Source organism: Paraburkholderia sp. EG286B (assembly GCF_040965655.1).
Taxonomy (GTDB): domain Bacteria; phylum Pseudomonadota; class Gammaproteobacteria; order Burkholderiales; family Burkholderiaceae; genus Paraburkholderia.
In genome coordinates, this window is sequence record NZ_JBFRCF010000031.1 from 1 (window position 1) to 25056 (window position 25056).

Sequence of the window (25056 nt, forward strand, 5' to 3'; positions counted from 1 at the left end):
GAAAACGCGGTTGCCAAACCGGGCAAAAAACCGCATTCTTGAGCCCGTTCGAATCTGCGCTTTATCCCCGTTTCTGCTGGCTCCATTACGCCGCCCATCCCCGGCTCGATTACGCCGCCCCGTGACACCTCCCTCCTGGCCTGTTCGACTTCACCGAAACGGGCGTTCAACTTCCCCGAAATACGCACTTTGCTCACTATAGGCGGCTTTGTTGGAAGTCAGGCAGCCTTCACAAGGGGGCCCTCCCAGGATGATCTAATTCGTGGGGTGGAATCCTTGATAAAATGCACCTTTCGTCGGCGTAAGTCTCGCGAAAAGCATCAGTCAGCGAAGTCTGGACTCGTTGCAATGGCAACGCTCATGTGTTCGCACTCGCGACACAGAAGATTACACCGCAGTGCTCCGCCGGCCCATCATATCGAGATGCGCTTGCTGGTGACGATTAGGATTCCGGTGGGCTCGCGAAAGCTTTGGGGATATCGATCAAACAAATGAAGGTACTATCTCGCGGTCTTTTTCTGTTGGGTCTTGCAGTAGCTCTCGTCACAACAGCAGGCGTCGTCCTCAATTACTCTCCCGTCCCATATTGGGACCAGTGGATCGGTAACGTTGACTGGTACATGAAAGCCAATCAGAGTTGGTGGCCGGCCTTCTGGTCGCTGCACAACGAGCACCGCCTGCTGTTCTCCCGCCTGATCTTTTATCCTGACATGCGCTGGTTCGGCGGCGTGAACGTCCTCTCGTTCATCAGCAATGTCGTGATGTGTGGCCTGATGGCGCTGTCTTTATGGCGCGCCGCGATTTTCCGAAGCGGAATGACTGCGGAGACGAAGCTTGCGACGGCCGGGATCATCCTGGCATTTTGTTTTTCGTGGATGCAGAGGGACAACTTTACCTGGGCGTTCCAGAACCAGTGGTTTGCCGTCGGGATGTTCGCGATTCTCGCTTTCCACGCGCTTGCACTCAGTGCGGCAGGCGGATATTCGAAACGCTGGTTCGCGGCAGGCATTTTCGCAGCACTCACATCTGCGTTTTCGATGGCAAACGGGAGTTTGGCATGGCCAGTATTTATTTTGCTGATGGCCTACTATCGATTCCCGCTTCGATATTTTGCGGCCGCCATAGTCGTAGCACTCGTGGAAGTCTTCTTTTACTTCCACCACGCGGACGGCGCGATGGGAACTCTGCAGCACGGTACCCCGGGATGGGTGCTGCGCCATGATCCCGTGGGCCTCGTCCGGTACGCCGTCGCCTACCTTGGTTCGCCCATCTACCACCCGTTCCATCGGTTCAAACTGGCAACACTGGCAGGCTTGCTGGTTGTAGTCGGCACGGCAACAGGATTTGCTTGCGCGTGCAAGAACCGAGACATGAAGGTCATGCCGTTGCTCGCGACGGCCATATTCATGTGCGTCACGGCGCTAGCGACAGGGATTGGTCGTCTGACGCTTGGGCTTGAAAGCGTGTTTGAGCCGCGCTATGCGACCAACGGCTTGCTCGCCTGGGCATCGATCCTGTTGTTCTGGGCGGTGAATCTGAAGCGGGAGACGATGCGCCCATTGGTTTATGGTGGCATCGGCGTCGGCCTCCTGTCCGTTCTGGTCGTTCAGCCAGCAGCGTTTACCGGCAATCCCGACGTGCTCTACGGAAGGCTGGTAGCTGGTCAGGCAATGCGCGACGATATTTTCGATCGGCAGTACATGCAAGCGTTGTGGTTCGCTGGGCCGAACGGCGATGCAATCAAGCCGATCGTCCTTCAGGCACAGAAGGAGTCGATCAGCATTTTGCGCCCCAATGCAACCGGCTACGACACACCGCCCGATCACATAGATTCAACTAAGACCTGCCCAGGTGCGTATGACAGTACGAAGCCCACGGAGACACCAGGATGGCAGCGCGCAGAAGGATGGACCTATGCGGATCACGGAAGGGCTCGCACTGTGGCGATCACAGATGCGTCTGGAAAGACTGTTGGTTCTGGCGTGGTCGGCGGGTACCGACCCGACGCTGCTGCGGCTGTTGGCACGAGGAATAAGCGGCTCGGATGGGTGGCTTTCTATCGCGATACGCCCAGCATTCATGTGTTTGCGAAGACCGGCACTGGGTATTGCATGATCCGATGACGGTTTGAACTGACTCGTGGCGGCGAACGATGAATTTCACCATAAGACAAGTCGAAACCGAGAAGTCACGGATGCGCGATGCAAAGTTGGTTCGCTCGAGGTCACGTAAAGGATGCTAGCCCCATAGGATGCCTGCGAAGGTTCCTTTAGGCGGCCAAGAACGGAGTTGTTCTATTTTAGGTACTGACAGGCTACTACCGTTGGGCAATTCATTGAGGTAGTTGATTCCTACATGTGCTGGTGTCACGCCAAGGGGATCAAGTTCTCGTTTCACTCACTCAGCCCGCTCGACACCCCGGCCGTGCCGATCGATTGTTGAGCCCAGGTGGAGACCGGTCTCCACCTGGGCACTCTTATGGATAAGTGCGCAGGTTTCGGGGGCATTGGCGTTCGGTGGGCGCGACACCCCAGGAGCTTTACTGAACCTCAAGATGGTCACCCAGCCGCGGATGGTAGGCACCCTCCGTGACGTGCCGTTCTGACCCTGGGTTGCCGCAGCCTGTCGGGTTGGCGCCGCCAAGGCACCAGGGCTGGTGGCATCAAGGCTCGCCCGCCCCGGCTCAATCTGCTCATGCTCACGTAAGCGGCGTCGCATCGCCAGATGTAGTTGACCTACACATCTGCCTGCGATCAACCAATCCCGTAGTCGTCGTCCAGTCTGCATGTCATGCCGCTGCCGGATTGCTGCGGACGATCTTCGGAGAAGTAAAGTTAACGCCGAAGTCAAAGGCCTCAGCTTCGACCATAGCCTGTTGGTTGTTAGCTACTCTTAATCGTAATAGGTTTGTTTGTTCTTCCGCACGACTACCGAGCCGCAGAGATCCGGCAGCGGGACGATGCTTTCCGGCTTATCAGAAAAAAACTGATCAATAGCCATTTCAGCCCCGTCCCAATATAGGCTGTTGTAGTCGTGCATGATGATGAAGCCACCGGGCCGCACGCGAGGATAAAAATATTTAAGTCCTTCAGCCATGGGTTCGCCAAGATCGCAATCAATATGTACGAGCGCATACGTGCCGTCGTCGGGCAACCGCGCAGCGGTATCAGGGAAGCGACCCTCGACAAAAATGGTTTGTTCGGTGCCGACCTTTGCGCGTACGGCATCAAGGCTCGTATCGGCAAACGCACCCTTCAACCGCGAATCGTCGTCGGATAGATCCTTTGCATCAAACCCTTCAAAGGTGTCCAGCAGATAGGTCGTACGACCAAGCCGACGCGCAATCGTCGCCAGGAAGTGCGCCGAGTGGCCTTTGAACACACCCAGTTCCGCAAAGTCCCCACCAATATTGTCCTTAGCGAGTTGATCTATGATCAGACAGAATGCGAAGAACCTCGCCTGGTCGTTGTGTGAGAACTTCAGGATATCCGTCTGCGGATCAAGAATCCCACCGCGCGATCGATACTTATCAATGTTTTCTATATATTTTTGTGGAGCTCTTGAGATAAGCAAATCTGCCCAACTGCCGTCTGCTACAGTGCTTTGCGTCATTGCAACTCCCTTTCGTAGAAAGTCTAATTAACGTTGCGGAACTGCGTAACAACCTGCTCAAAAACTGTATGCACCAAATTCCACGCGGGCAATGCGTAATACACGCCACTAAAAATTCTCAGAATTCCTGCTGGATTCGCGTCCCTAAGGCGGAGATACATTGCCGATCGCCTAAAAGCGATTGAGCTAGACAGCTGCACAAAAGGTGATTGGGCGCGCATTTAGATCTGCATCCAATCCAAGCGCGTAATGGGACTCACCGGTAGCGAGCTTTCTTATTCTTCCGGACGACCACCGTACTGCAGAGATCGGGCAATGGCATGATGCCCTCGGCCTTATCGGCAAAGAACTCGTCGACTGCTCTCTCTGCCCCGTCCCAACAGAGGCTTCCGTAGTCGTGCATCAGGATGAAGCCGCCTGGCGCCATGCGTGGATAAAAATATTCCAAAGCCGCAATCATCGGGGCATATAAATCACAGTCGATATGCACGATGGCATATTGGCCGTCGTCGGGCAATTGTGTTGCCGTTTCAGGAAAGTGCCCCTTGACGAAGACGGCCCGGTCGTCACCGACGCGTCTCTTTACGGCTTCAAGGCTTGTATCATTAAAAATTCCAGAGAGATGCTTTTCGTCCTGGTCGAGATCCGCATCAGGAAAGCCCTCGAAGGTGTCAAGCAGGTAAAGCGTTCGTTGCTGCCGACGTGCGAAGGCGGCCAAAAGTTCGGCGGTATTCCCTTGCCAGACGCCCAATTCAACGAAGTCACCCGGTACGTTATGCTTTACTACTAGGTCGGAGATGAGGCAGAGCGAATAGAATCGTGCCATGTCGCCGTTGTGGGAGTCCAACCCGTTTGCAAACTTCGCTGCATCTTCTTCCGGTTCTATCAGCCCCCCCGTGGCGACGTACTTCGCATAGTTTTTCGTATATCGCTCCGGATGCGAAAACTTACGCTGAACCTTCCAGTCTGGTTTCGAATCTGTTACGGCAGCATCATCTTTCAAAAACTTCCGAGCGGCGTTCAAAAGCGACATGGCCTTCCTCCACGGTAAGGAATGCCCATTATAGGTGAAGGGAGGAGCACAATTGTGCGCCCAATGTGACACGCTAAGGGACAAATCAGACTGCACTTCGTGTTTAGCATTTCCTCGCATGCTGCGCATCACGCATACGTTTCTCCCGCCAGGGCTGCTCCAGGAGCCGACTTGCGCGTCGATCAAGCGGCCAGCGCAAAGCAGAATCGGCACGCGTCAGAGTGTCCCGGACCGGCCAATCAGCGAATGCTCTAGCGTCGGGGACGGTGTACATCGTCAACGAAATCGGCTTTCTGCAGTTGCGCAGTGAGTCATGGCGTTTGCTAACGGGAAGCGTTACAAACAGGAACGCGAATGAGTGCGCAAACAGCCTGGTGGACCGCGGCCCGGTTAGGTCAGATTTTCTTCGGAGAGTGGCCGAAGGTTGCGCACTCGAAACTCAATCGGGCGTCTTTATTTGAGGGCGTATTGAATTCTTTTGTATATCGAAAAATCTGTCTCCTGGCCAACATTGTATGTAACACAGTTGGAGCCGAATGTGTCGGGAACACTGTTGTAAATATGTGCCACTCGTTCATAGGGGGAGAGTACGGCGGGCATATTTTCATCAATATACTTGACCTCTTTCTTTCTCAATACGACAAAATCGGGTTTAATCTCATCGATCATGCCCCATCCGTATTTTTTATAGGCATCGAATGCGATTTTTGAGCCCAAGCCCGGCTTGTCATAAATCACCTTTGTTCGGACAGGACCGCCAATGTAGCCAAGTGGCTCTAAAACAACACTCTGGCCGGGCTTCATCATGATATTAAGTTCTTCGCCCACGCGGTGACGAATCCCGGTCTCGATATCTTGTTGCCATAGTCTGTCAGTATTGAGACAGAAGAAAAATGGAGCGGCAAACGCAATGCCAACTATTCCAGAAAGGATAACCGCGGCGACACGTGCTTTCTGTGCTATTGCAGAAAACCCGAAGCCCACAACAACGAAGAACATTGCGAAAAAAGGCGGAATATACCAAGGATAGTACTTGTCAATATTGTAAATTGCATGGTATAGGTAAAACAAAATGGTCGGGATTGCCAAAAGCAGTATTTTGGAGCGCTTGTAGACGCCGACCACTGTGCCGATAAGAAATACCGAGACTACCAAAAGAACGATTAAAAGCAGGGCGGCATCGGGAACCGGAGTGCTTACGGTTAATGGGAACTCGCGGAAAGGAGCAATCTGTTCCCAGAACAAACGAGTATGGTCGACAAACGCGTGCAGATCTAATCTGATCGGACCAGTCATCCATTTTTTGACGTTCACTGTTTGTGGCACGGGCGATCCGTAGTAAATCCATGTGAAAATCACCCACGGCAGACAAATTGCCGCCGTTGCCGAAACACTCTTAACGACAGACAGGCCGCTGATTTTCCGATTCAGAGCCAGATATGCTAGGTACAGATAGCAAATAGCTGGAACCAACGCCAATTCCAGGCGCGCCAGCACAGCTAGGCCACCAGCAAGTCCGAACAACAGAAACTGCCGGGTCATGCAGTAGTATGCAGTGGCCAGTGCAAGAGTTGCGGCGATCTGCGTTTCCATTCCGCCCATTCCGAACAGGATGAGTAGATGGTCACACGCGAGATAGGCTAAGCAGGCGAACAGGCTCACTCTGTTTGCCGAGCATTCACGCAAAATTCCTGCCGCGTAGTAGATCGATAGCACCGCTGAAGCGATGCTGAGTACTCGCATCAAAAACATGCCATGCGAAAAGGCTTCTCCAACTACGAGGATTATCGCAGCCAACGGTGAGGAAAAGCTGTAGACAGGCGCTTCACCCGTGTGACCAGTCAATCCCAAGCCGTCCCACAGGTTTTGGGCGGAAGAGAGGGTTATGAGTCCGTCTTCCCAAAGCAGGTGCGTGTAGTTCCAAAAGACGAGTCTCAGCGCGACCGCCAGAAGTGAAAAACAAACGACCACCTTGTCGATGTCAGTCCAGGGGGAAAAAGCGCGGTTGCGTTCGCGCATCGTATCTGACGGGGTGACTGGCTGTTGCATCCAACATCTCCTGCTTATCTTCAATACTGGCGTAGTTTGATCGCGGCGAATACCGTGCGAGTCATTGACCGCGTGATGCATTCAGAGCGTTCTGAGCATCGATCTAGGTTCGATTGTGCTGCAAGACCGAGCATGAGTTCAAATTAGATGCCTCGATACCGCAGATTTTCCCTCGGTACAAGACGCAACCCTACGAGTCAATTTTGGGGTTGCTTTGTCAAACCGTCGGTCACTTCCCGGCGCAACGAAGCACTGCATTCGGGCTGCGTCTGAACAACCTCGTTTCGATGCGCAAGAGTTTGCGTTAGCCGAGCCACCATCAAGCAGACTGCGATGATTTGAAGTGACATACCGAAAGGCCACATAATGGTATGGCGAGTCATGTCGCTAGTGCCATCACCGAAAATCGATGAGCCGATTGCGTAGAGGACCATCACACCACCCATTGCAAGTAAGATATTTACGTTGCCGGGGTCCCTGCGGTTCGTAAGCAGCGAAGCGAAGCAACTGAAGGCCATCACGATGCCGCAAACCATCGACGCAATTGAGATTAATTTGAACGCCGGAGTCGGAACTGCATTCATGTAGGTCGTGAATGAAGTCGCTTTCGTAATGACGTAGCGTGGGCTATCGATGGTCCCGCCGTAGGCGAACAGGCCATACGCCCGCTCCGGAACCGGGTGCGCTTTGTCCAACGCATCAGACATTGGTGCGAAGAACGTCTTCGGTTGCTTGAGGAACAGGGGAATCAGCCTAATACGACTCGCGTCGATAAGCGATGGGCAGGGATGATTGGCCGGGAGTCCCGGCGTGTACCAGTTGTCGCCAATGCCTTTTTCGCAGCTCAAGGGAAGACGCAGAGTCTTCAACGCTTCGTTCTTGTCCGTCGCATGGGGCAAGACCTCCCCGAGATAAGTGTCGGTGATATTTGCCAATTTGATTGCGTGCGGCAAGCCGTAATCGGAAGGATTGGTCATCGCGAACACGATTGGGCAGGCAAGACCAATTGCGAGTACCGAGGCAGACAACCGCCGCTCTTTGAAGCGGAGGAATAGCGTCAATGCGCCGACGAAGGCGAACAAGGTCCCCAATCCGGAGTATTGCTGTTTGGACAGGCCGAGAAAGATCACGCCAATCATCATTACGATACTGCTGGCCTTGATTGATTTCGTATCACCTGTCCATATCATCCAGAGCGAGGCGGCGCAGATAAACGCACCGAGGAATTCGGAAAACTCGTTGTACATCGAGTTAAAGTAGAGCAGGTAAACGAAGTCGCCGAACATGGCGAAGAAGATTGCCGATACAACCAGGCGACTGCGTGTACCGCGGCAAAGCGTTAGGAGGGTAGCGAGGGCGGCGAGAACAGAGGCAATCTTGAGGCTCCCAATGATCCGGAAGTCGACGATTGCACCGGTCTTGCGGAATCGCGTAGCTAGATAGGGGTAGATATCATCGATCGACACCACGCAGAGATCCATCTTGACGTCACGGTCCAGAATCAGTCGATTCACTGGTGCGCTGAGGTGCGGGTCCATCTTCGCGGTGCCGTCACCATAGTCCTGCCATAAGCCCATGCAGCTTTCCACGCGTAGGAAGTCGTAGTTATTCGAAATCGCAACGAGTTGAGGGGACTCGACGATAAGGAACATCTTGACCAGTCCAAAGAGGACTAGTGCAACGGTTACCACGGAGCCCAGAACCCGCGTGTGAGTCGACTTGCGTTCGCCAGGGAAGACGAAAAGCCGGTCCATCTGATATTTTATTACGTAACCGATTGACAGACCGATTACAGCCCCGAGGTAGCGCATGCCTTCGCTGTGAAACCTGTGTTCGAACAGATATTCGCAACCCCAGAAGATAGCTGTGGTAAGTACGCCCGTAGAGGCGTAGAGGATGAACGTACCAGCGTCGTGACGAGCATTCTGAGGTTTCCACCGGAAAATCCAACGTTTGTCGAGTAGATATTTGACGACCAGCCCGACCACGGTACCGACAGCAACGGAAGCGGGGATGGCGTGGGCGCCGTGGATTATCCGCACGACGACTGCCTGTGTCGCAACGTTGGATGCGGCCGAGATGCACGCAAATATTGCGTACAGGATTGCCAGCGTCATTGTCTAGCCTTGAGTGAAATCGGTTTTTGGCACTGGTGTGGATTAAGTGACATACATTCCAGAGTTCTGGGGGGCGAGACTCTTTCCCCGGGGCACCAATGCACTATCTTCGGGGTTGTCGCTCTTCTTCAATTTCCAGAGCGTCAACCGTCTCCCCTTTCTGGCGCATGCGATCAAAGATGCACTCGACGGCTCTCGGCTTCAGTTCGTTCGAGACGCACCGTCGAGAAATTCGCCGCTGTCAAGCGCACTTGTTCATCCGTCACGCAGTGGTTCAGCAAGCAGATGAGCGTGGATACGCCGACCAATGAGAATTGAAACCGAGAAACGTGAGAATCGGAGGGGTTAGTGATGCGCGGCGCATAATCTGTTTGTAAGGAAGGGGCCGAACAGCGGTAATGTCGTAAGACGAAAGTATATTACATCGTCATTCGGCCCCTTTAGGCCCCGGGGCTTATTCCAATACTGCATTGGCGTATTGGCTGCGGATGCCACGTAGCATCGAGCGTCTAGGCCAACTGACCACATGGCACCTAGGCATGTCTTGCGAGGAACACAAGTTGGTTGGTTCTCAGGACCTCTTCTGCGTAGATCTCTCGAAGGTCGTCCGGGATTTGGTAATCGTCGTAAGTTCGGTGTTCCCTAATGATCTCAAGGCCCGCTTGCCGTGCGGCTCTGACAATTTGGTTTGCGGTTGCGCGGTTCAGATTTTCGAACATACACCATAGATCGTGAGCCTGTGCTTCGTCGCCGACGCGACGTCTAAGCTCGTTGCAGTACACGTCATGCTGAATCAGGAGGTGGGACCAAGGAGCAGGTATCCAATGCTGGAAGTGAGAGCCGAACGCTGAGAAGTACAAAGGAGTAGTCTGCATAAACAACACGCCGTTTGGCCGCAATACTCGCTTCATCTTTGCGAAACAGTCCGCGATCAGGTCGTACTGCACGTGCTCGAACACAGACCAGCTATAGACGATATCAAACATCCCGAGGTCATCCAAGGGAGCATCTTGCTCAACCTGCTTCAACATCAAATTACTCGGTTCGGCGGCGAGACCGATGTGCTTCCTGGCATTGGGAATCGTGTTCCAGATTTTGGGCAGGATATCCACTCCGACAACCCTGCGAGGGCGGTGATGCAGCGCGACCCCGAGCGTCGTCGCACCTTCTCCGCAACCAAAGTCTAGTACGTCTTTGTTCACCAACCCACCGTATGGCTGCATCCAATCAGCAAGCACGAGGGGAACATCGATAAACTCAGCTCGGAACGTCGGATCTTGGATGCCAGAAAGCTCTGTAGTCATTTCGACTCCGGATTGAACAACAGGATGGGCGAGTTCAAGGCGGCAGTATAGTACGCGCATACGCGGGTCGGATGAAGATTCAAGACGTCGTGCAAAAAGTGGAGCAAGGCTTTTCGACGATCGGGTTCAGAACGACGGCGAAGGTCGCAAAGACATCGGTATCATGCAGCCGCTCATCTTCAGAAAGGCGGCACCCCTTGGTATCTCGCACGTGCGCGGGGCGCGCGTCGCCAGCGATCCCGGGCATGTCCAAATCAGGGAATCTCGGTTGGGCAATCCTTCTAGATGATGGCATGGCTAACAGCACGCCAAGAGGCGTTCTGGAGAAAGACGATGTGCAGCGTACGGGGGGCGGTCTGGTCTCAGACGAGAGAGGCTGTTCGCTGGTAGCCGCGATCGCAAGAATGGTCGACATGCTGCTTGCCTTGCGCGAGGGCAAATGCATTGACAACGGACGCGGGAATGGCGCGCACTTCGTTCAGTTGCGAACTGGCTTCGCACCCGACTTGGACCGGAGAATGCCGTACGGTACGTTCATGTCTCTTTTGCATGTCGGGGCAGAAGTCGACCGCGCTGCCGGCTCAGACATGACAGAATCAGGAACCGCCTGCCGCCGCATCAACGGCTGTGATCTGATCCCGTTGTTACTGGAGGGCATTGCCTTCAGTGGGATGCGAACGGGTGCAAGATGATCAACCAGTCAGATGAACTCAGCCGCTGCATTGTGCCGACCATGATCCGCCAAGTACGAGACTTGACCGTATCTCGTCCGGGGCGTGTAATATACTCGCCGCTTCACGTGATCCTGATGCGGCCAGCCCATGAGTCATAAAGAAATCGAAATGTCCAGTTCCACGAGCTCGAAAACTAAAATCAGTCAAAACGCAAAGGTCGAGGTCGACGGTTTTATCGTTAATGTATTGATTGCGATTGGTGCGGTCATTGCAGCGTGCGTGGTGCTGCAAACGATATTTTGGGAAGCCAGAAATCTGTTTGCGGTTCCCTGGTACGACGACATGTTCGATCACACGCGCATGCATCATGCGATGGTCAGCTTCAGGGAGTTTATGTCCTATATGATCTCGCCGCACAATGAGCATCGCATTTTCACTACGCGCGTTATCTCTTTCCTTGATGAACGATTTCTGTCGGGTAGAGAATACGGGCAGGTTTTGGTCACGCATTTATTGCAAGTCGGTGCGGCGCTGATTACATGGTTAGCCTTTATAAAGAGTGGTATTTTTGAGGGGCGCTATCTGAGAATAGCTCTCTTGCCGACCATTCTGCTTTTCTTTGTTAATCCGAACTTTCTCTATACCCTCATCATACCGTTTCAATTGCAGTTTGGCTTCATGGCGTGCATATGCGTCACAGCGGCGTTCGTTGTAAGCCAGGCGTCGACGATAGAAAAGCCCACCGTTCGTGACAAGGCCAAACTGGTTTGCGCCCTGCTTGCTCTCGCCATCGTGGCAACCTTCACGCTGGGAAATTCGCCGGTCGTGCTGCTTGCATCGGCCGCCACCGCAGTGGTACTTCGATGGAAGCGATCGATAAGCGCAATCTTGATTGTTCTCGCGGTCGCTCACGTTGCGATTATGCTGGCTATCACGCCGGCAACCGGTTCGCGGACCCATGACCCGATCCTGATTTTAAAGTTCTCGTTAATGTATCTCGGCGGAGCCTTCACCAGAGTCGATCCTTGGCCGGGAAATTTTCTTACTTGGAGCGACTCACCCTACGTCGCCGCAATATGTGGAGTGTTTGTTTTTGCGACTGCTGCATGCTTCGCAATCGCGCGTTTCTTGCGTCCGGGACTCGGCGGTCGCCTCGCAACCTTCGGGTTTATGCTTCTTACCATCGTCATCATTACGAGCCTCGCGGGTGGCCTCGCTCGCGCTCAGTTCGGTATATTGGAGGCGCTGAATAAGAAATATGCGTCTTTTTCTGCGCTTAGTTGGATAGGCGCTTGCGCAGTGCTTTCGGGTGTCGCATTCAATACGCAGGGTCCACGCAGGCGCTTTATTCCCGCGTCGATTGCGACTGCTCTCGTTCTTGTGCTTGCGTTCACCTTGCATGGCGCGAACCGTGAGGAGCGACTCTGGGCAAAAGCTAGGAACGCGACTTGGGAGGCGGCATTGGCCGGATTCGTACAGGTAAATGATCGTGATGAACTTCACATGTTGGACGACCGTGAGAGCGAAGTCCCGGAATACATGCACTACGCCAGTGCGCGGAACATCAGCGTCTTTTCTTATTTCCCATTCCGCATAGGCGATGACGCCGGATCATTTCTCGCAGCAAGAAAGGAGATTAGTTGCAAAGGCGAAGTGGAGTCGGTGAGTCCTATCAGCAAAAATTCACCACGATATTTCGATGTGGCGGGATCACCCGCTGCTATAGCGGGTTGGGCTTGGATGACCGACGAGCATAAACCTGCAACGACGGTGATAGCCGTAGACGGGACAAATCACATTGTAGGAGCAGCGCGAAGCACTCGTCGAAGCGCGCGCGCCGAGGAGTGGCTTGCTCAAACCTTTGATCAAAACTTGGGGTGGTACGGCTACGCGAGGCCCGTGTCGTGGCAAGATGTCAAATTCTACGCACTGTCAAGCTCCGGGAAACAGTTCTGTTCACTTGGAACTCTAGGGAGCAGACGGTAGCAAGCGCGTGCCGACGATAGTCGAATTGTTTGGCAGCGGAAATACGTTCGCGCATCGGACGAGTGATACGCGGCATCGAGCGGCAACTCGATTGCGTCACCCAGCAAAGTAGCGCGCCAATGAGAGATTTGATTGGCCGCATGGAACGAACCCTGCTGCAGAAAGAAGGGCAGGGGCAATATTTACACGCCGCACGCGCCGGAAGTCGAGTGCTTGGCGAAAGGCAAGGCACGCAAGCGTTACGAGTTCTGCGTAAAAGCGTCGATCACGACGACACATAAGGAAAGATTGGTTGCAAGAGCACGCTAGAATTGCTGGACTCGGCATTCTCTTCGAGATTCGATTTCGCGAGACCGGCACCGGCAACTGCGGCCATCAATAGCAAACAGTTCCGGCTGCGAACGCAAGTTAAGTCGCCAACACCTAGGTTGGACGCCGCGGTGTTAGCATCGCGGATGCGCATTACCAGCGAAAGAGCAGATCGCCGCGTGACGCGAAGTAGATTACGCTCTTTTTTATTCCTCTGGGTCCGGATCAAAATCCGTGACTTCTTGCGATTGGCTCTGGCATGATTGTGTACTTTTCATTCACTTTCGGCGGCTAGGCATACCGGCCGGAAGCTAATTGGCAATGTCGCTGGAGCGAGAGCGCATATTCTGGCATTGCGTCGGTCGAGTTTCAGATGAATCTTGGCCGGTATGCAGCCGACTACTTACATTGCAGATCACGAAACTACCGCCTGAATATCCTGCGCCACTTCGGAACGACCTCCGCTTGGGAGAGTGCTTGTTGTAACGTCTCTATCTGCTCATATCGCTCAAACGCTAGCGTCTGGGCCGTCGTCAATGCCGCTTGGGTTGTTGCGAGTGCCTGTTGTAGTGTTCCAATTTGTGTATGTCGCTCAAACGCAAGCCTCTGCAGTTCGGCCAATGCTGCTTGGGTAGTCCCAAGTCGCTCCGCAACTGCCTGAACGATTTCCACAAAAGACCGGGAAAACAGGTGATCGAGCGTAACCTGCCAGACCGATTCCTGGTGGGGTGGCTCTGCATTGCCAATTCCAGTCCAGCTACCAAACACGTATTCCTCAGGAATAGCTTCAACAAGCGGGGCAAGCGGAAAGCGCGTGGCAAGCTCGCGATTGCAGGCCTCGAATTGCTGAAGCAGGTGGCGCCGCATTCTGAAGTCCATACGTGGGCGCGCTGGAAGCGGTGGGGCGACTAGTTCAATCGCTCGTTCTTCCGCGTCTGACAAAGCCCGCTGCATCTGTGCACGACAGAAATTCTTCAACGACTCGACAATCGGAAGCGATTCGTTGACCCGGGTTTCCTCAATCGGTTGATCGGCTGGCCAATCGATCGCGGAAAGAAAATCGGGCAGGGCGCCAGACGCACGAATTCCGTCGTACGATCGGACATCGATATCGATGTTGTGAACTCGCTCCAGAACGTCGATTAGCCTCCGGTAATCGAGCGGAAACTCCGCCAGATCTTCGTGAATACGCGCAAATGCATAGGTCGAAAATCCCAGGCGAAATCGGCTCTTCAGCCGTTCGAGGTAGTTGCTTACGATGAAATCGGTCTGGCGTCGCAGATACAGAATCACGGTTACGCGACCAGCCACAGTCAGTAGGCGATCGACGAGCCGCTGGAATCCTTGAGTGTTGCGCCACAGCATGTGCGTGAACTCTTCACTCGACAGGATGATGTGATGCGGTGCGAGTGCGATTTCATCAATCAACGAGTCGACCAGTGCTTCGTGTTCACCCGAGGGCGCCGCAACGGCGAGGCCGTGATGTCCGGAATCGGCCGTCCATTTACCTGAATTGGGGAAGTAAAAACCCGCTTTCGATAGGGACAACGGCACTTGCGTGAGCGAACGTTGAATAGAGGAGGTACCTGTCTTATGGGTACCGATATGTAGAAAACATCGGCGCATATGTGAAAGGCTGTCGACTAGTTGGCGCGAGGGCGAGCTCGTGAAGCCGGTGGGGCGAATGTACTCCCGATACTGGCTCGCGCTGTCAATGCTTGAAGCTGAACTTCTTATGCCCGATATAGCTGCTGAACACTGGCACAACGACTCCAACCAGGTGAGCGATGTCACGGTCGTGCCACGTCACACCTAGCTTGGGAAACACGTAATACGCCAGCCCCACGCTCACCGCCCACGTCTGCACCACCGCCACAAGATTAACAAGCGTGAAAAAGAACACGGAGCGATGCGTCGACTGCTTGCTTTCCGTGAACACAAACATCTTCGCGAGAATGAACGCCGTGATCATCCCCGTGATGTACGCTACGACGATGGCCGCTGAATAGGGCATCCACAAGTTGTAGAGGATGCGGCTACTCCAGTTCACCGCAGCCGCAAAGCCGCCGGTGAGCAGGAACATCAGGAAGTTCTTCGACACGAAGCCGCTCCGGACCACCGCGTGCGCTCTCGTCATACCATCCTCGCCATCTTGCGCGACAGCCCGATACTTTCGGAAATGCCGCGATCTTCTGGGTAGTAGTACGACGTGTCGGCAACCAGCAGACCTTCCACCGGCAACTGGATCGGCGGCAGCCGATCGAGATAGCCCGGCTCGCAAATCGGCTGCGCGAAACGGTAGCGGCTCGCGCGCACGTCGATGAAGTCGTCCGGCGTCAGCGCGGGATTGATCTTCATGAGGTAGCGCTTGACCTTGTCGATGAACGCGGAGTCCGGTTCCTGATACTTCGGATGCTCACCAGGCACATAGAACGGCACGTACACGACATGGTCGTTGAGCGGCCGCAGGTTCGTGTACTCGACGATGCCGGGAATATCCATTTCCGGATCGTTCGTGTTGAGCCAGAAGTTCTCGGTCACGCGCTTCTTGAGCTTGGCGATCACACAGACAACTGCAACGTTCTTCTTGCTGCGGAACGCCTCGAGAATGTCCGTCGGCAGGTCGGGCATCACGCGCGGCACGTAAGGCAGCGGGATCGTGCTGATCACCTTGTCGAATGCATGGAACTCACCCCCTGCCTCGATGCCTTTGACCTTGCCACCTTCGATCACGACTTTCTGAGCAGGCACGCCGAGCCGGAACTCGCCGCCATGCGCCTCGATGTAGCTGCGCATGCCGTTCAGGAGCGTGTCCGAGCCACCTTCGAGATAGCCAAGCTTTTCCCGGAAGAGGTTGTAGCGCGAACGACCGATACGGCGAATGCGGCTCCAGATCCACGCAGCCGAAAGGTTGTACGCGTAATCGTAGAACTTGTAGTCGAACAGGCGCCGCCACAGCACTTCCCACGCCTCTTCGCCGATCCAGCGGCGAATCCAGCTCGTGGCCTCGACATGATCGAGGGGCTTCCAGTCGTCGCGCTTTGTCGAGAGGAAGGCATGGAGGCCATAGCGAAACTTCGCGCTCAGGCTCAGGCCTTTGAACTTGAGCAGCGCCATGGGATTTCCCCAAGGCTGCACGCGGCCCTGGTAGAAGTAACCCATTTTCGTTTCGCACCACTTCATCTTGTCTTCGATGCCAAGTTCGCGCAGCACCTCGAAGAACGCGTGGTCCGAGATCGCGTGGAAATGGTAGTAACGCTCGATCGAAAGCCCGCCGAAGTCGAAGCAGGCCGCCATACCGCCCACGCGGTCATCGGCCTCGAAGATGATCGGTTTGCGTCCGTCCTTGACCAGTTGGTAGGCGGCGCCAAGACCCATCGGTCCCGCGCCGAGCACGGCGATGCGTTCTGTACTCATGTGTCTTCAGAATTCCAGGGCGATGTGGCTATAGGTGGGATCGTTGAACGTCTCGTCCATGGCTTTGGCGAACGGCGTGGCGCGAATGCCAAAGATGCCCTCCCAATCGATCACCTCGAACTCGTCGCCAGCGGTTAGGGCCTTGAGCTGATCGGCCGTAAACGGCGGGTTCTTGTCGAACACGGCGTAGATCTTCAGCAGCACATAAAAGAGGCCGTAGGGAATGCGAACGATCGCGCAGCGTGCGCGCGTCGCGCGCTTGATCTGCCGGATGATGTCGATGTAGTCGACGCGTTCCAGTCCGCTAATGTTGAAGGCCTGCCCCTTGATACGCGAATCGATGCTGCTGATGATGACGTTACAGAAGTCGCCAACGTAGAGCGGCTGACGCATGTACTTGCCACTGCCCGGAATCGGAAACACGGGTACGCGGTGCATGAAACGCGAGAGCCAGCCGAGATGCTTGCGGTCAAACCAGCCGAACATGAGCGTCGGGCGCAGCACGACGCAGTTGATGCCGGACGCCACCACGATCTCTTCCTGTTCGCGCTTGGTTTGCGTGTACCAGTCGTCGGCGACGGAGTTCACCACCGACGAACTGATGTGCACGGTGTGGGGAATGCCGTACTGCTTGATGACGTCGAGCACATGGCGCGTTGCCACGATGTTATTGCGCACAAACGGCTCTTCGGTCGGCGCGCCAATCTGCGCCTGCAGCATGACTACGACGTCGGCACCCTCGAAGTGCCTGGCCCATTCGCCGGGCTCGGCAAGATCCGCATAGATCGCCGTGATGTCCGGATGAACCTGGCGCAGGACTTCGAGGTTGGCCTTGTGCTTGTCGAGCACGACGAGATTGGTGTATCCACGCGCTTTGAGCCGGGCGACCAAATTTTGTCCGACCAAACCGGCGCCGCCAGGAAGAATGATGCGAGTCTGATTCATGCGTTAGCGAATTATTTAATGGTGCTCTACGTGATTTGCCATCTGCGCGTCCTTAAAGCGACGCTCGTTTGAACGCGAATTTCGGTACAGACCGGATGATCAACATGATCAGCGACCAGAACCAGGGCGTGTAGATAACGTCCCTGTTCTTTTCGATTGCGCGCGTGATGTCGGCGGCCACCTTGTCCGGGGTCGCAACGAGCGGGCCGGGCAGCGGCAGGCCCGCAGTCATGGGCGTAGCGACGAAGCCAGGCTTGATCGTGACGACATGTGCACCCGCCTTGAAAAGACGGGCGTTCAGACCCTCGCAGAATGCCGAGAGTGCGGCCTTCGCGCTACCGTAGAGATAGTTCGACGGCCGGCCGCGATCGCCCGCAACGGACGAAATGACGGCGATCGTACCATGGCGCTGGGCCTCAACCAGATTCGCGATCGGCGTAAGCAATCCGATGAGCGACGTGACGTTGGTGTTGAATTCGCGCATCGCCACGGCTGGGTCAGCTTGGCACTGTGCCTGATCGGGCAGAGTCCCGGGCGCGACGAGGACGATATCAATAGTGCCGAATTCGGCCTCGCAGCGCGTCAGCATGGCCGCGTGCTGATCGACGTCGTTAATGTCGAGCTCATGGCACACCGCCCCTTTGGCGCCGCGCGCGCGGAGGTCGTCGGCGACCTGCTGCAGCCGCTCTGCGCTGCGTGCGACGAGAAAAAAGCTCGCGCCTTGCGCAGCCCAGCGACGGGCGCATGCCGTCGCGATGGCCGAGGTCGCACCTACGATCAGGATATTTTTCATGTTTGTGTCGTTCGTTCCCAAAACCGTGAAAGCATCGCTGGATCTCGAAGGGCTTCCAGTTGCTGCCATTGCGGATAGGCGGCCCGGAAATCCGCGCCGGTCATGTGAGCGTCTTTCGCCGGATAGAGCCGGCCACGCGCCTCGCGCACGATCGCGTCGAGACGCGCGAAAAGCCGCGCATTCTGTGCATCGCGCTGTGGAAAGTCGAGTGCGAGCGACGTGCCCTCGCGCGGAAACGACAGAAGCCCCGGCGAGGCGATATCGCCACAGCGCTTGAGCACGGCGAGAAAAGAACCCGTGCCGCTTATCGCGATGGCCTCGAGGATTTCGCGGATGGCGTCCCGCGCTGCCTCGGGCGGCACGACGCACTGGTACTGCTGAAAGCCTTTTCGACCGTAAATCCGGTTCCACTCGAGCAGGCTGTCCAGAGGGTAAAAGTAAGCGTCGTAGCTCACTTTCGAGCGCCTCTCGCCGCTGCGCTGGCGGTGGTAGTACGCGCCGTTGAAGGCGCGCAAGGTCAGCGAGTTGAAAATCGGGACGGGCAGTGTCATCGGCACCGTTCGCTTCTTGCGGCGGTCGACTTCGAGCGGTCCGCCTCTCGCGTGGTCGCCGACCATGAAAATGCCGCGCCCAAGCGTCGAACCGCGGCTCTGGCAGTCCACCCATGCCACGCTGTACTCATGCAGCGGGTCGAGGCGTTCGGAAAGCGCGAAGAACTCGTCGAGGTTCGAAAAGCGGATGTTCGTCACGTCGATCAGGCTGGATCGGATCGGCATGAGCTGGATTTCCGCCCAAAGGATCAGCCCAGTGAGACCGAGGCCCCCGATCGTGGCCGCGTAAAGATCCGTATGCGCGTCCGGTGCGCATTCGAGCAGCGCGCCGTCGCTGCGCGCCAGTCCAAAGCGGCGCACATGGCGGCCAAACGTCCCTCGCACGTGGTGATTCTTGCCGTGGACGTCATTGGCGATCGCGCCGCCCAGCGTCGCATATTTGGTGCCGGGCGTGACAGGTAGCATCCAGCCACGCGGTATGGCGACCTCGAGGATCTGTTCGAGCGTGACGCCCGGCTCTGCACGCAATACGCCAGTCGCCCAGTCGGCAGCGATCAGTCGGTCGAGTGGCAGGGTCTGCAGCACGTGGTCCGAGGCGGCGAGGCAACTGTCGCCGTAGCTGCGTCCGTTGCCGAATGCGAGCGCGTTGCCGTTTGCTTCGATCACCTCGCGCCAGGTCGCGGCCGCGCGGTCACGCCACGCGATTGCATGTGCCTGTTGCGGGAGGGCGGGATAGCGGCCCCAGGACTGCACCGTATCCATCGATCAGGTCGCCGCCCAGAAGACGAGGCAGCAGAGCGCCACCACTGCAAGGCTCACACGGTCGCGCGCGGCGAATACTATCGGGTCGTCGTGCATCAGACCACGGTGCGCGATGATCCACGTACGGCTCACCCAGTAAAGGAGCAGCGGGCACGCGAGCCAGATGATCTGTGGATGCCGGTAGAGATGCGCCGTGTTGCCATCCTGGATATACATCGCAAGCACGAGCACAGAGAGATAACCGGACGCCGTGCCGAGCGACGAGATGAGCGAAAGGTCGCTCGCAACGTAGCCGCGCCCGCGTGTTTTGGCGAGCCCGCGCGCCTGCATCGAATAGAGCTCTGCGTAGCGCTTCACGAGCGCGAGGCTCAGGAAGATGAACATCGAGAACGCGAGCAGCCAGAATGTGAGGTGACCGCCGATGGCGGCGGTTCCGGCGATGATTCGAGTGGTATAGAGCATTGCCAGCACGACGACATCCACCATCACCTGGCGCTTGAGGTACATCGAGTAGGCGAGCGTGAGAGCGTAGTAGCCCAACAACACCGCGGCGAAGCGCCATGGAAGAAATAGTGCGGTCAGTGCGAAGGCGCCCGCGAGCAGGACAGGAAAGAGCGCTAGCCCCCAGGTGAGCGGAAGCGCGCCGGATGCAAGAGGGCGCTTGCGCTTGGTCGGATGGTGCCGGTCGTCCTCGAGATCGAGCATGTCGTTGAGCAGATACACGCTCGATGCACAGAGACCGAAGGCGAAGAAAGCGATTAGTGCTGCGACGATGAGGTCCGGATAGGCGAGTTTGTGCGCGGCAAGAAGCGGTATGAAGATCAGCAGATTCTTCAGCCACTGATGCAGGCGCAATGACTTCGACCAGGTCTTCAGCGCCGGTGGTCGCGATTCGATCACACGCTCGACATTGCCGATCTTGCGGGCGGCGCGCTCGACGCCGCTCGCCGGATTCACGACATACGCGCGTGCAGCGGATTGCCAGACCGCGATGTCGTCGTGCGAATTGCCTGCGTAGTCAAAGTTCTTTTCGCCAAATTCGGCCACTAACCTGTCGCGTTTGCGTTGAGACGAGAGGTTGACACCGTCTGCGGTCGCGAATGTCTGGTCAAAGAGACCCAGATGGTCGGCAATGGCATTGGCATAGCGCTCGTGGCTGGCAGTCGCGAGCACGAGCGGGCGTCCGGCTTCGCGCTCCGCCTTGAGCCAGTCGAGCACCTGCGCGTCATAAGGCAGGACGGTAACGTCGACATTGGTGTTCTCGGCAAGGCCGGCCTTAAGGGCCGGTTTGCCACCCCGCGCGAGCCACATGAGCGGGCGGTAAAACCGCAGCGGCGCGGATTTGAGATAAGCGAATCCCGATTCGATTAGCACATCCGATCGAATCAACGTGCCATCCAGGTCAACAACGAGTGGTCTGCTGCGCATACAGTCGGCCAGTTGGCAATGGGTTTATAGAATGTGGTTTATTGGGCACGTGTCTCGATGCATCCGAATCCTGCGCCATTTTCAAGCCAGGAATTTTACCCGGAACTTGCGCCACCGTTACAGGTGTCCCGGCGATCTGTTGCGTGGCTGCGCACTGTTGACAGCTTGGGCGGTGGATCACCGCTCCTGGGAGCCAGGGTCAGTCAAGCCGCGCAGGCGCATTCATGCGGGCGGTTGGGTCTTGCTGGTGTCCAAGGCTTGCGCATCGGGAATCGCGCAGTAACGACCGGTTTCGAGCCTGCCAAAAAGCCGAATGTCGGGTTCGCTCGGCCGTTTGAAGAAGCCTGTCCAGCCCCCGTAACGATCACTGGATCCAGTGATCGGCGCGAGATCCGGGCGTTGTGCGCCGGTGATGCCCGTGCCCAGTACCTTACCAGTGCGATCGGCGATCACGATCGACGAGACGTATCGCTTGCCGGCAGGGTCGTAAAGCCATCCAGTCGCCGCGAACCGACCAGGGGTCGCAGTCGCGCTAATGCTGTCAATCTTACCGATGCAGCCGGCGCTCGCGGAGACCATCTGTGGCGGCACAGCAAAGTCGCGCTGGTCAGGGGCGAAAATGGAGAGCCCCGCTGCCTGGGCGCGCGTGGCAACTCCCTGTAGCGCCGCTGGGTTGGGGTAGATCATGGACGTATAAGGGGCGTCATAGACCTTTGCGCGCACCGCGAGGCCCGCCACGCGTTTCGCGTAGAGTTCGCGTTGCGTCGAGTGAAAGACCATGCGCTGCGCAACCGCAATCATGACGAGTACAAAAACGAAACCGCCGACGATCCAACGTCGCCTTTCGGGGCGAATTTCATTGAGCCAAAGAAAAGCGAGGAGCGATCCGGTCATCAGCAGCGGCCCGGTGGTATAGCGCGACAACGTAGCAGTATCGACGCCAAAGCCAATTCGCCCGACGGCAGTGACGAATGCACTCGCACTGATGAACGCTGCCATCGCTAGCAGCGCGGTGCCGATGACTGCGCGACGTTGCTGCGCAATCCATAGGGCATAAATGAGGCCCAGGAGTACGGTTGCACCCCACAGGGCGCTCACCGGCATGCCGAGGCAGCCCCAGGTCGCCGGCGAACCGAGATAGAGCAGTACGTAAAGCACGACGCCGAGAGGGTGGTGCACGAACGCGTCGCGCAGTCCTCCGCTCGGTGAATTCGAATGCCAACCCGTGAAGTAGGCCAGCCAGATTGCCGCCGTCGCTAGTGTGATCACAAGAAGGCGCACCCGCGTTGTACGGAGGTACGCAGCCTGAACGGCGAGCACTGGGGCAACGAGGACACCGCTCACCATCGATAGCGCCGCCATGATCGCGCCCCCGATGGCAAGTGTGAACCATCCGGCCGATGACGCAGACGCGCCGCGTTTGCGGGCCCCCTCGCTGAGATCGAGGGCCTCGAATGCGCAGAGTCCGAACAGGTAGACGGCAAACCACTGGCTCTGAAAGCCCCACGTAAAATTCTCCGCCTGCATCCACGCGAACGTAAAGGCGAGTGCGCCGCCACCCACGATCATTCGTGATGCGCGCGAATGTGTCAGATTTCGGCTGGTGATCCGATAGAGCACGATGGCGATCAATGCAGCCAGGACTACGTTGGCGGCGAGGTCGAGCACGTTGCGCCCGCCGAGGTAGCGCATGTCCACGAAGAAGATGAGTCGTGAAAAGAACAGGCGATGCTCGTTGTGCAGGTCAAAAAACGCCGCCCAGGGATGTTCGAGCGCATTCAAATAGAAACCCAGCGTGCCGTCCCACTGATCTCCGTAAGGAACCGGGGAGAAATGCGAAATCACCCCGAAGCAGGTCGTCGCGAAAATCACGGCGCCGAGTAAAAGGACGATCGTCGGCCAGGATTGGCGATTTTTGATCAGAGTTTTCAAATTGCTTGGGAAATAATTCGCTTCGATTTGCAAAAGCTGGTAGGTGAGCGTGCCGACAATCGGTCCACGGTATATTCGCCGGTCGAGCTCGACTAATCTTGTTTACACGTGGCCGGGCGGCATACGGGCGCTACTGTACTATTCGTATCCTCAATGCGACAACGGTTTGGTTCACCCGCGATCGCACCCTGTATTATCTTATACTGCGTAACAATTGGAAAAGTCAGTTGCCTGAAACGGGTATTTTCAGCACACTAGACGGTTTCAATCGACCCCGTTTATACGAGTGGCGCATACGGTGCCGAATCGTCGCATATCCAGATGACAGTGAGTTCGGTATCTAGTGTGGATCATGCCGTGGTGGTGTCCGTATCGGTGGTTGTCTTTCATCCAGACCGGGATCTCCTCGCGCGAACCTTTGCCAGTCTTGCGCGCGCCGGCGCCGCGCTGACTCGCGCAAAGCCGGGAACGTCGATCCACATGTATCTGGTCGATAACGGCGGCATGCCTGAGATGCGCAGCAGCCTCGCACCATTGTCGCAAGCAGGCATCTCCTGTACGGAAATCGCCGGGCAAGGTAACGTCGGCTACGGGCGCGGTCACAATCTGGCGATTGAGCGGGCATCGAGCCGTTATCACCTCGTACTCAATCCCGACGTGGACATCGACCCCAGCGCGTTAGTCGAGGCGGTGACTTTTCTGGATGCACATCCCGAAGCAGGCCTGCTTACGCCGGCTATCGTTGACGATGCCGGCCAGCTTCAATATCTTTGCCGGCAATACCCGACCCTCGTCGATTTGTTCGTGCGCGGCTTCCTGCCACGCGCCGCTCGGCGGCCATTCGAAGCCCGCCTCGCCCGCTACGAGATGCGCGCGCAGATCAACGCGCGTGACACGATCTGGGATCCGCCGATCGTGAGCGGTTGTTTCATGCTGTTTCGCACGATCGTGCTCAAAAAGCTTGCGGGCTTCGACGCGCGTTATTTCCTCTACTTCGAGGACTACGATCTCAGCCTGCGTGCGCATGATGTGGCGCGTGTCGTCTATGCGCCGTCGGTGCGGGTGCTGCACCACGGCGGCGGTGCATCGCGCAAGGGGCTGGCGCACATACGGATGTTCCTCACGTCGGCGTTCAAGTTCTATAACCGGTTTGGGTGGAAATGGCTTTGAGCCACGTATTGGTAACCGGTGCGAATGGTCTCGTAGGGAAAGCGCTGTGCGCGGCGCTCTCACGGCGTGGCCACGACGTGACTGCGCTGCTGCGAAGCGGCAGCGTCGGCACGGATGCTGTGCGCGAATGGCGTCACGAGACGGCGGATTTCGTCGGACTTCAAGAGGCGTGGCCGAGCGACTTGTCCCCGGATTGCGTTGTGCATCTGGCTGCGCGCGTTCACGTGATGCGTGATGACGTTCCCGATCCATTGGCGGCGTTCCGTGCGACGAACGTCGAGGGCACTCTGCGCGTTGCCCGTGCGGCACAGGCCTCTGGGGCCCGCCGCATGATCTTTGTGAGCAGCATCAAGGCTGTGGCAGAGGTGGATGGCGGCGTTCCGCTGGCGGAATCCGTGCCGCCCATGCCACTCGACCCGTATGGACTTTCGAAGCGAGCGGCGGAGGAGGCGCTCTGGCGTTTGAGTGAAGAAACGGGCTTGGAAGTCGTGGTCGTTCGGCCGCCGCTCGTTTATGGTCCGGGAGTTGGAGCCAATTTTTTGCAGATGATGGACGCGCTTTGGCGTGGCGTGCCACTGCCGCTCGGTTCGGTGAGTGCGCGACGCAGTCTCGTATACACCGAAAATCTGGCCGATGCGCTCATGCATTGCATCACCGACCCGCGAGCCGCCAACGCCTGCTTTCATGTGGCCGATGCCGACGACCTTTCCGTTGCCCAGTTGCTGCGCGGCCTCGGCCGCCATCTCTCGAAGCCCGCACGCTTGATTCCCGTTCCGACGGGGCTGCTACGCGCCGCCGGCGCAGTGACCGGCCGCGCGGCCCAACTGGAGCGTCTGACGTCCAGCTTGCAAGTCGACACGTCGCTGATTCGTGAGCGACTCGGCTGGCAGCCGCCGTTTGCGGTGGAGGAGGGGTTGGAAGCCACTGCTCGTTGGTATCGTGCGACGCACTGAATTTGGGGAGACCGTACACGT

18 protein-coding genes and 1 pseudogene are annotated in these 25056 nt (G+C 56.7%); 6 read left to right on the forward strand and 13 right to left on the reverse strand.

What is annotated here, in order from left to right:
* Positions 1-491 precede the first annotated feature (491 nt).
* Positions 492-2123: a hypothetical protein gene (locus AB4Y42_RS38075; RefSeq protein WP_368697126.1), complete on the forward strand. Its 1632-nt coding sequence runs from the start codon at positions 492-494 to the stop codon at positions 2121-2123.
* A 65-nt stretch (positions 2124-2188) separates the two neighbouring features.
* A pseudogene (locus AB4Y42_RS38080) lies at positions 2189-2442 on the forward strand (IS3 family transposase); the annotation flags it as partial.
* A gap of 450 nt (positions 2443-2892) precedes the next feature.
* Here the strand turns inward: AB4Y42_RS38080 and AB4Y42_RS38085 are convergent.
* The 5 genes from AB4Y42_RS38085 to AB4Y42_RS38105 all read right to left on the reverse strand — a co-directional run bounded on the left by AB4Y42_RS38085 (position 2893) and on the right by AB4Y42_RS38105 (position 10115).
* The gene (locus AB4Y42_RS38085; protein ID WP_368697127.1) at positions 2893-3612 is read right to left on the reverse strand and encodes a TylF/MycF/NovP-related O-methyltransferase; all 720 of its coding nucleotides are present in this window, start codon (positions 3610-3612) and stop codon (positions 2893-2895) included.
* 256 nt (positions 3613-3868) lie between these two features.
* A complete protein-coding gene (locus tag AB4Y42_RS38090; protein WP_368697128.1) occupies positions 3869-4645 on the reverse strand; it encodes a TylF/MycF/NovP-related O-methyltransferase in 777 nt (258 codons plus the stop codon).
* A gap of 453 nt (positions 4646-5098) precedes the next feature.
* Positions 5099-6694: a hypothetical protein gene (locus AB4Y42_RS38095; protein ID WP_368697129.1), complete on the reverse strand. Its 1596-nt coding sequence runs from the start codon at positions 6692-6694 to the stop codon at positions 5099-5101.
* 197 nt (positions 6695-6891) lie between these two features.
* On the reverse strand, positions 6892-8811 hold the full coding sequence (locus AB4Y42_RS38100) for a GtrA family protein (protein WP_368697130.1): 1920 nt from the start codon (positions 8809-8811) through the stop codon (positions 6892-6894).
* Between the two features lie 533 nt (positions 8812-9344).
* On the reverse strand, positions 9345-10115 hold the full coding sequence (locus AB4Y42_RS38105) for a methyltransferase domain-containing protein (protein ID WP_368697131.1): 771 nt from the start codon (positions 10113-10115) through the stop codon (positions 9345-9347).
* A gap of 71 nt (positions 10116-10186) precedes the next feature.
* Between AB4Y42_RS38105 and AB4Y42_RS38110 the strand changes: the two genes are divergently transcribed.
* Together AB4Y42_RS38110 and AB4Y42_RS38115 are read left to right on the forward strand one after the other, a co-directional pair.
* Positions 10187-10807 carry a hypothetical protein gene (locus AB4Y42_RS38110; RefSeq protein ID WP_368697132.1) on the forward strand — a complete coding sequence of 207 codons (621 nt, stop codon included), beginning with the start codon at positions 10187-10189 and terminating at the stop codon, positions 10805-10807.
* 150 nt (positions 10808-10957) lie between these two features.
* Entirely contained in the window at positions 10958-12775 is a 1818-nt protein-coding gene (locus AB4Y42_RS38115; RefSeq protein WP_368697133.1) for a hypothetical protein, read from the forward strand.
* Between the two features lie 732 nt (positions 12776-13507).
* Here the strand turns inward: AB4Y42_RS38115 and AB4Y42_RS38120 are convergent.
* The 8 genes from AB4Y42_RS38120 to AB4Y42_RS38155 form a co-directional block, all read right to left on the reverse strand.
* Positions 13508-14632, reverse strand: coding sequence for a hypothetical protein (locus AB4Y42_RS38120; protein WP_368697134.1), 1125 nt, complete (start codon positions 14630-14632; stop codon positions 13508-13510).
* Positions 14633-14795: 163 nt separating this feature from the next.
* Complete coding sequence (locus AB4Y42_RS38125) at positions 14796-15221, reverse strand: GtrA family protein (RefSeq protein WP_368697135.1); 426 nt, start codon at positions 15219-15221, stop codon at positions 14796-14798.
* The gene (locus tag AB4Y42_RS38130; RefSeq protein ID WP_368697136.1) at positions 15218-16501 is read right to left on the reverse strand and encodes an NAD(P)/FAD-dependent oxidoreductase; all 1284 of its coding nucleotides are present in this window, start codon (positions 16499-16501) and stop codon (positions 15218-15220) included. The genes AB4Y42_RS38125 and AB4Y42_RS38130 overlap by 4 nt, the downstream gene beginning before the upstream one ends.
* A 6-nt stretch (positions 16502-16507) precedes the next feature.
* A complete protein-coding gene (locus AB4Y42_RS38135; protein WP_368697137.1) occupies positions 16508-17446 on the reverse strand; it encodes an NAD-dependent epimerase/dehydratase family protein in 939 nt (312 codons plus the stop codon).
* A gap of 52 nt (positions 17447-17498) precedes the next feature.
* Entirely contained in the window at positions 17499-18239 is a 741-nt protein-coding gene (locus AB4Y42_RS38140; protein WP_368697138.1) for an SDR family oxidoreductase, read from the reverse strand.
* Positions 18236-19552, reverse strand: coding sequence for an FAD-dependent oxidoreductase (locus AB4Y42_RS38145; protein WP_368697139.1), 1317 nt, complete (start codon positions 19550-19552; stop codon positions 18236-18238). The genes AB4Y42_RS38140 and AB4Y42_RS38145 overlap by 4 nt, the downstream gene beginning before the upstream one ends.
* A 3-nt stretch (positions 19553-19555) precedes the next feature.
* Entirely contained in the window at positions 19556-20980 is a 1425-nt protein-coding gene (locus AB4Y42_RS38150; protein ID WP_368697140.1) for a UbiA family prenyltransferase, read from the reverse strand.
* Between the two features lie 222 nt (positions 20981-21202).
* The gene (locus AB4Y42_RS38155; RefSeq protein ID WP_368697141.1) at positions 21203-22945 is read right to left on the reverse strand and encodes a hypothetical protein; all 1743 of its coding nucleotides are present in this window, start codon (positions 22943-22945) and stop codon (positions 21203-21205) included.
* A gap of 288 nt (positions 22946-23233) precedes the next feature.
* On the opposite strand from AB4Y42_RS38155, the gene AB4Y42_RS38160 reads away from it, so the two are divergent.
* Entirely contained in the window at positions 23234-24082 is an 849-nt protein-coding gene (locus tag AB4Y42_RS38160) for a glycosyltransferase (RefSeq protein ID WP_368697142.1), read from the forward strand.
* The gene (locus AB4Y42_RS38165; protein ID WP_368697173.1) at positions 24079-25035 is read left to right on the forward strand and encodes a UDP-glucose 4-epimerase family protein; all 957 of its coding nucleotides are present in this window, start codon (positions 24079-24081) and stop codon (positions 25033-25035) included. Before AB4Y42_RS38160 ends, AB4Y42_RS38165 begins: the two co-directional genes overlap by 4 nt.
* Positions 25036-25056: the final 21 nt, after the last annotated feature.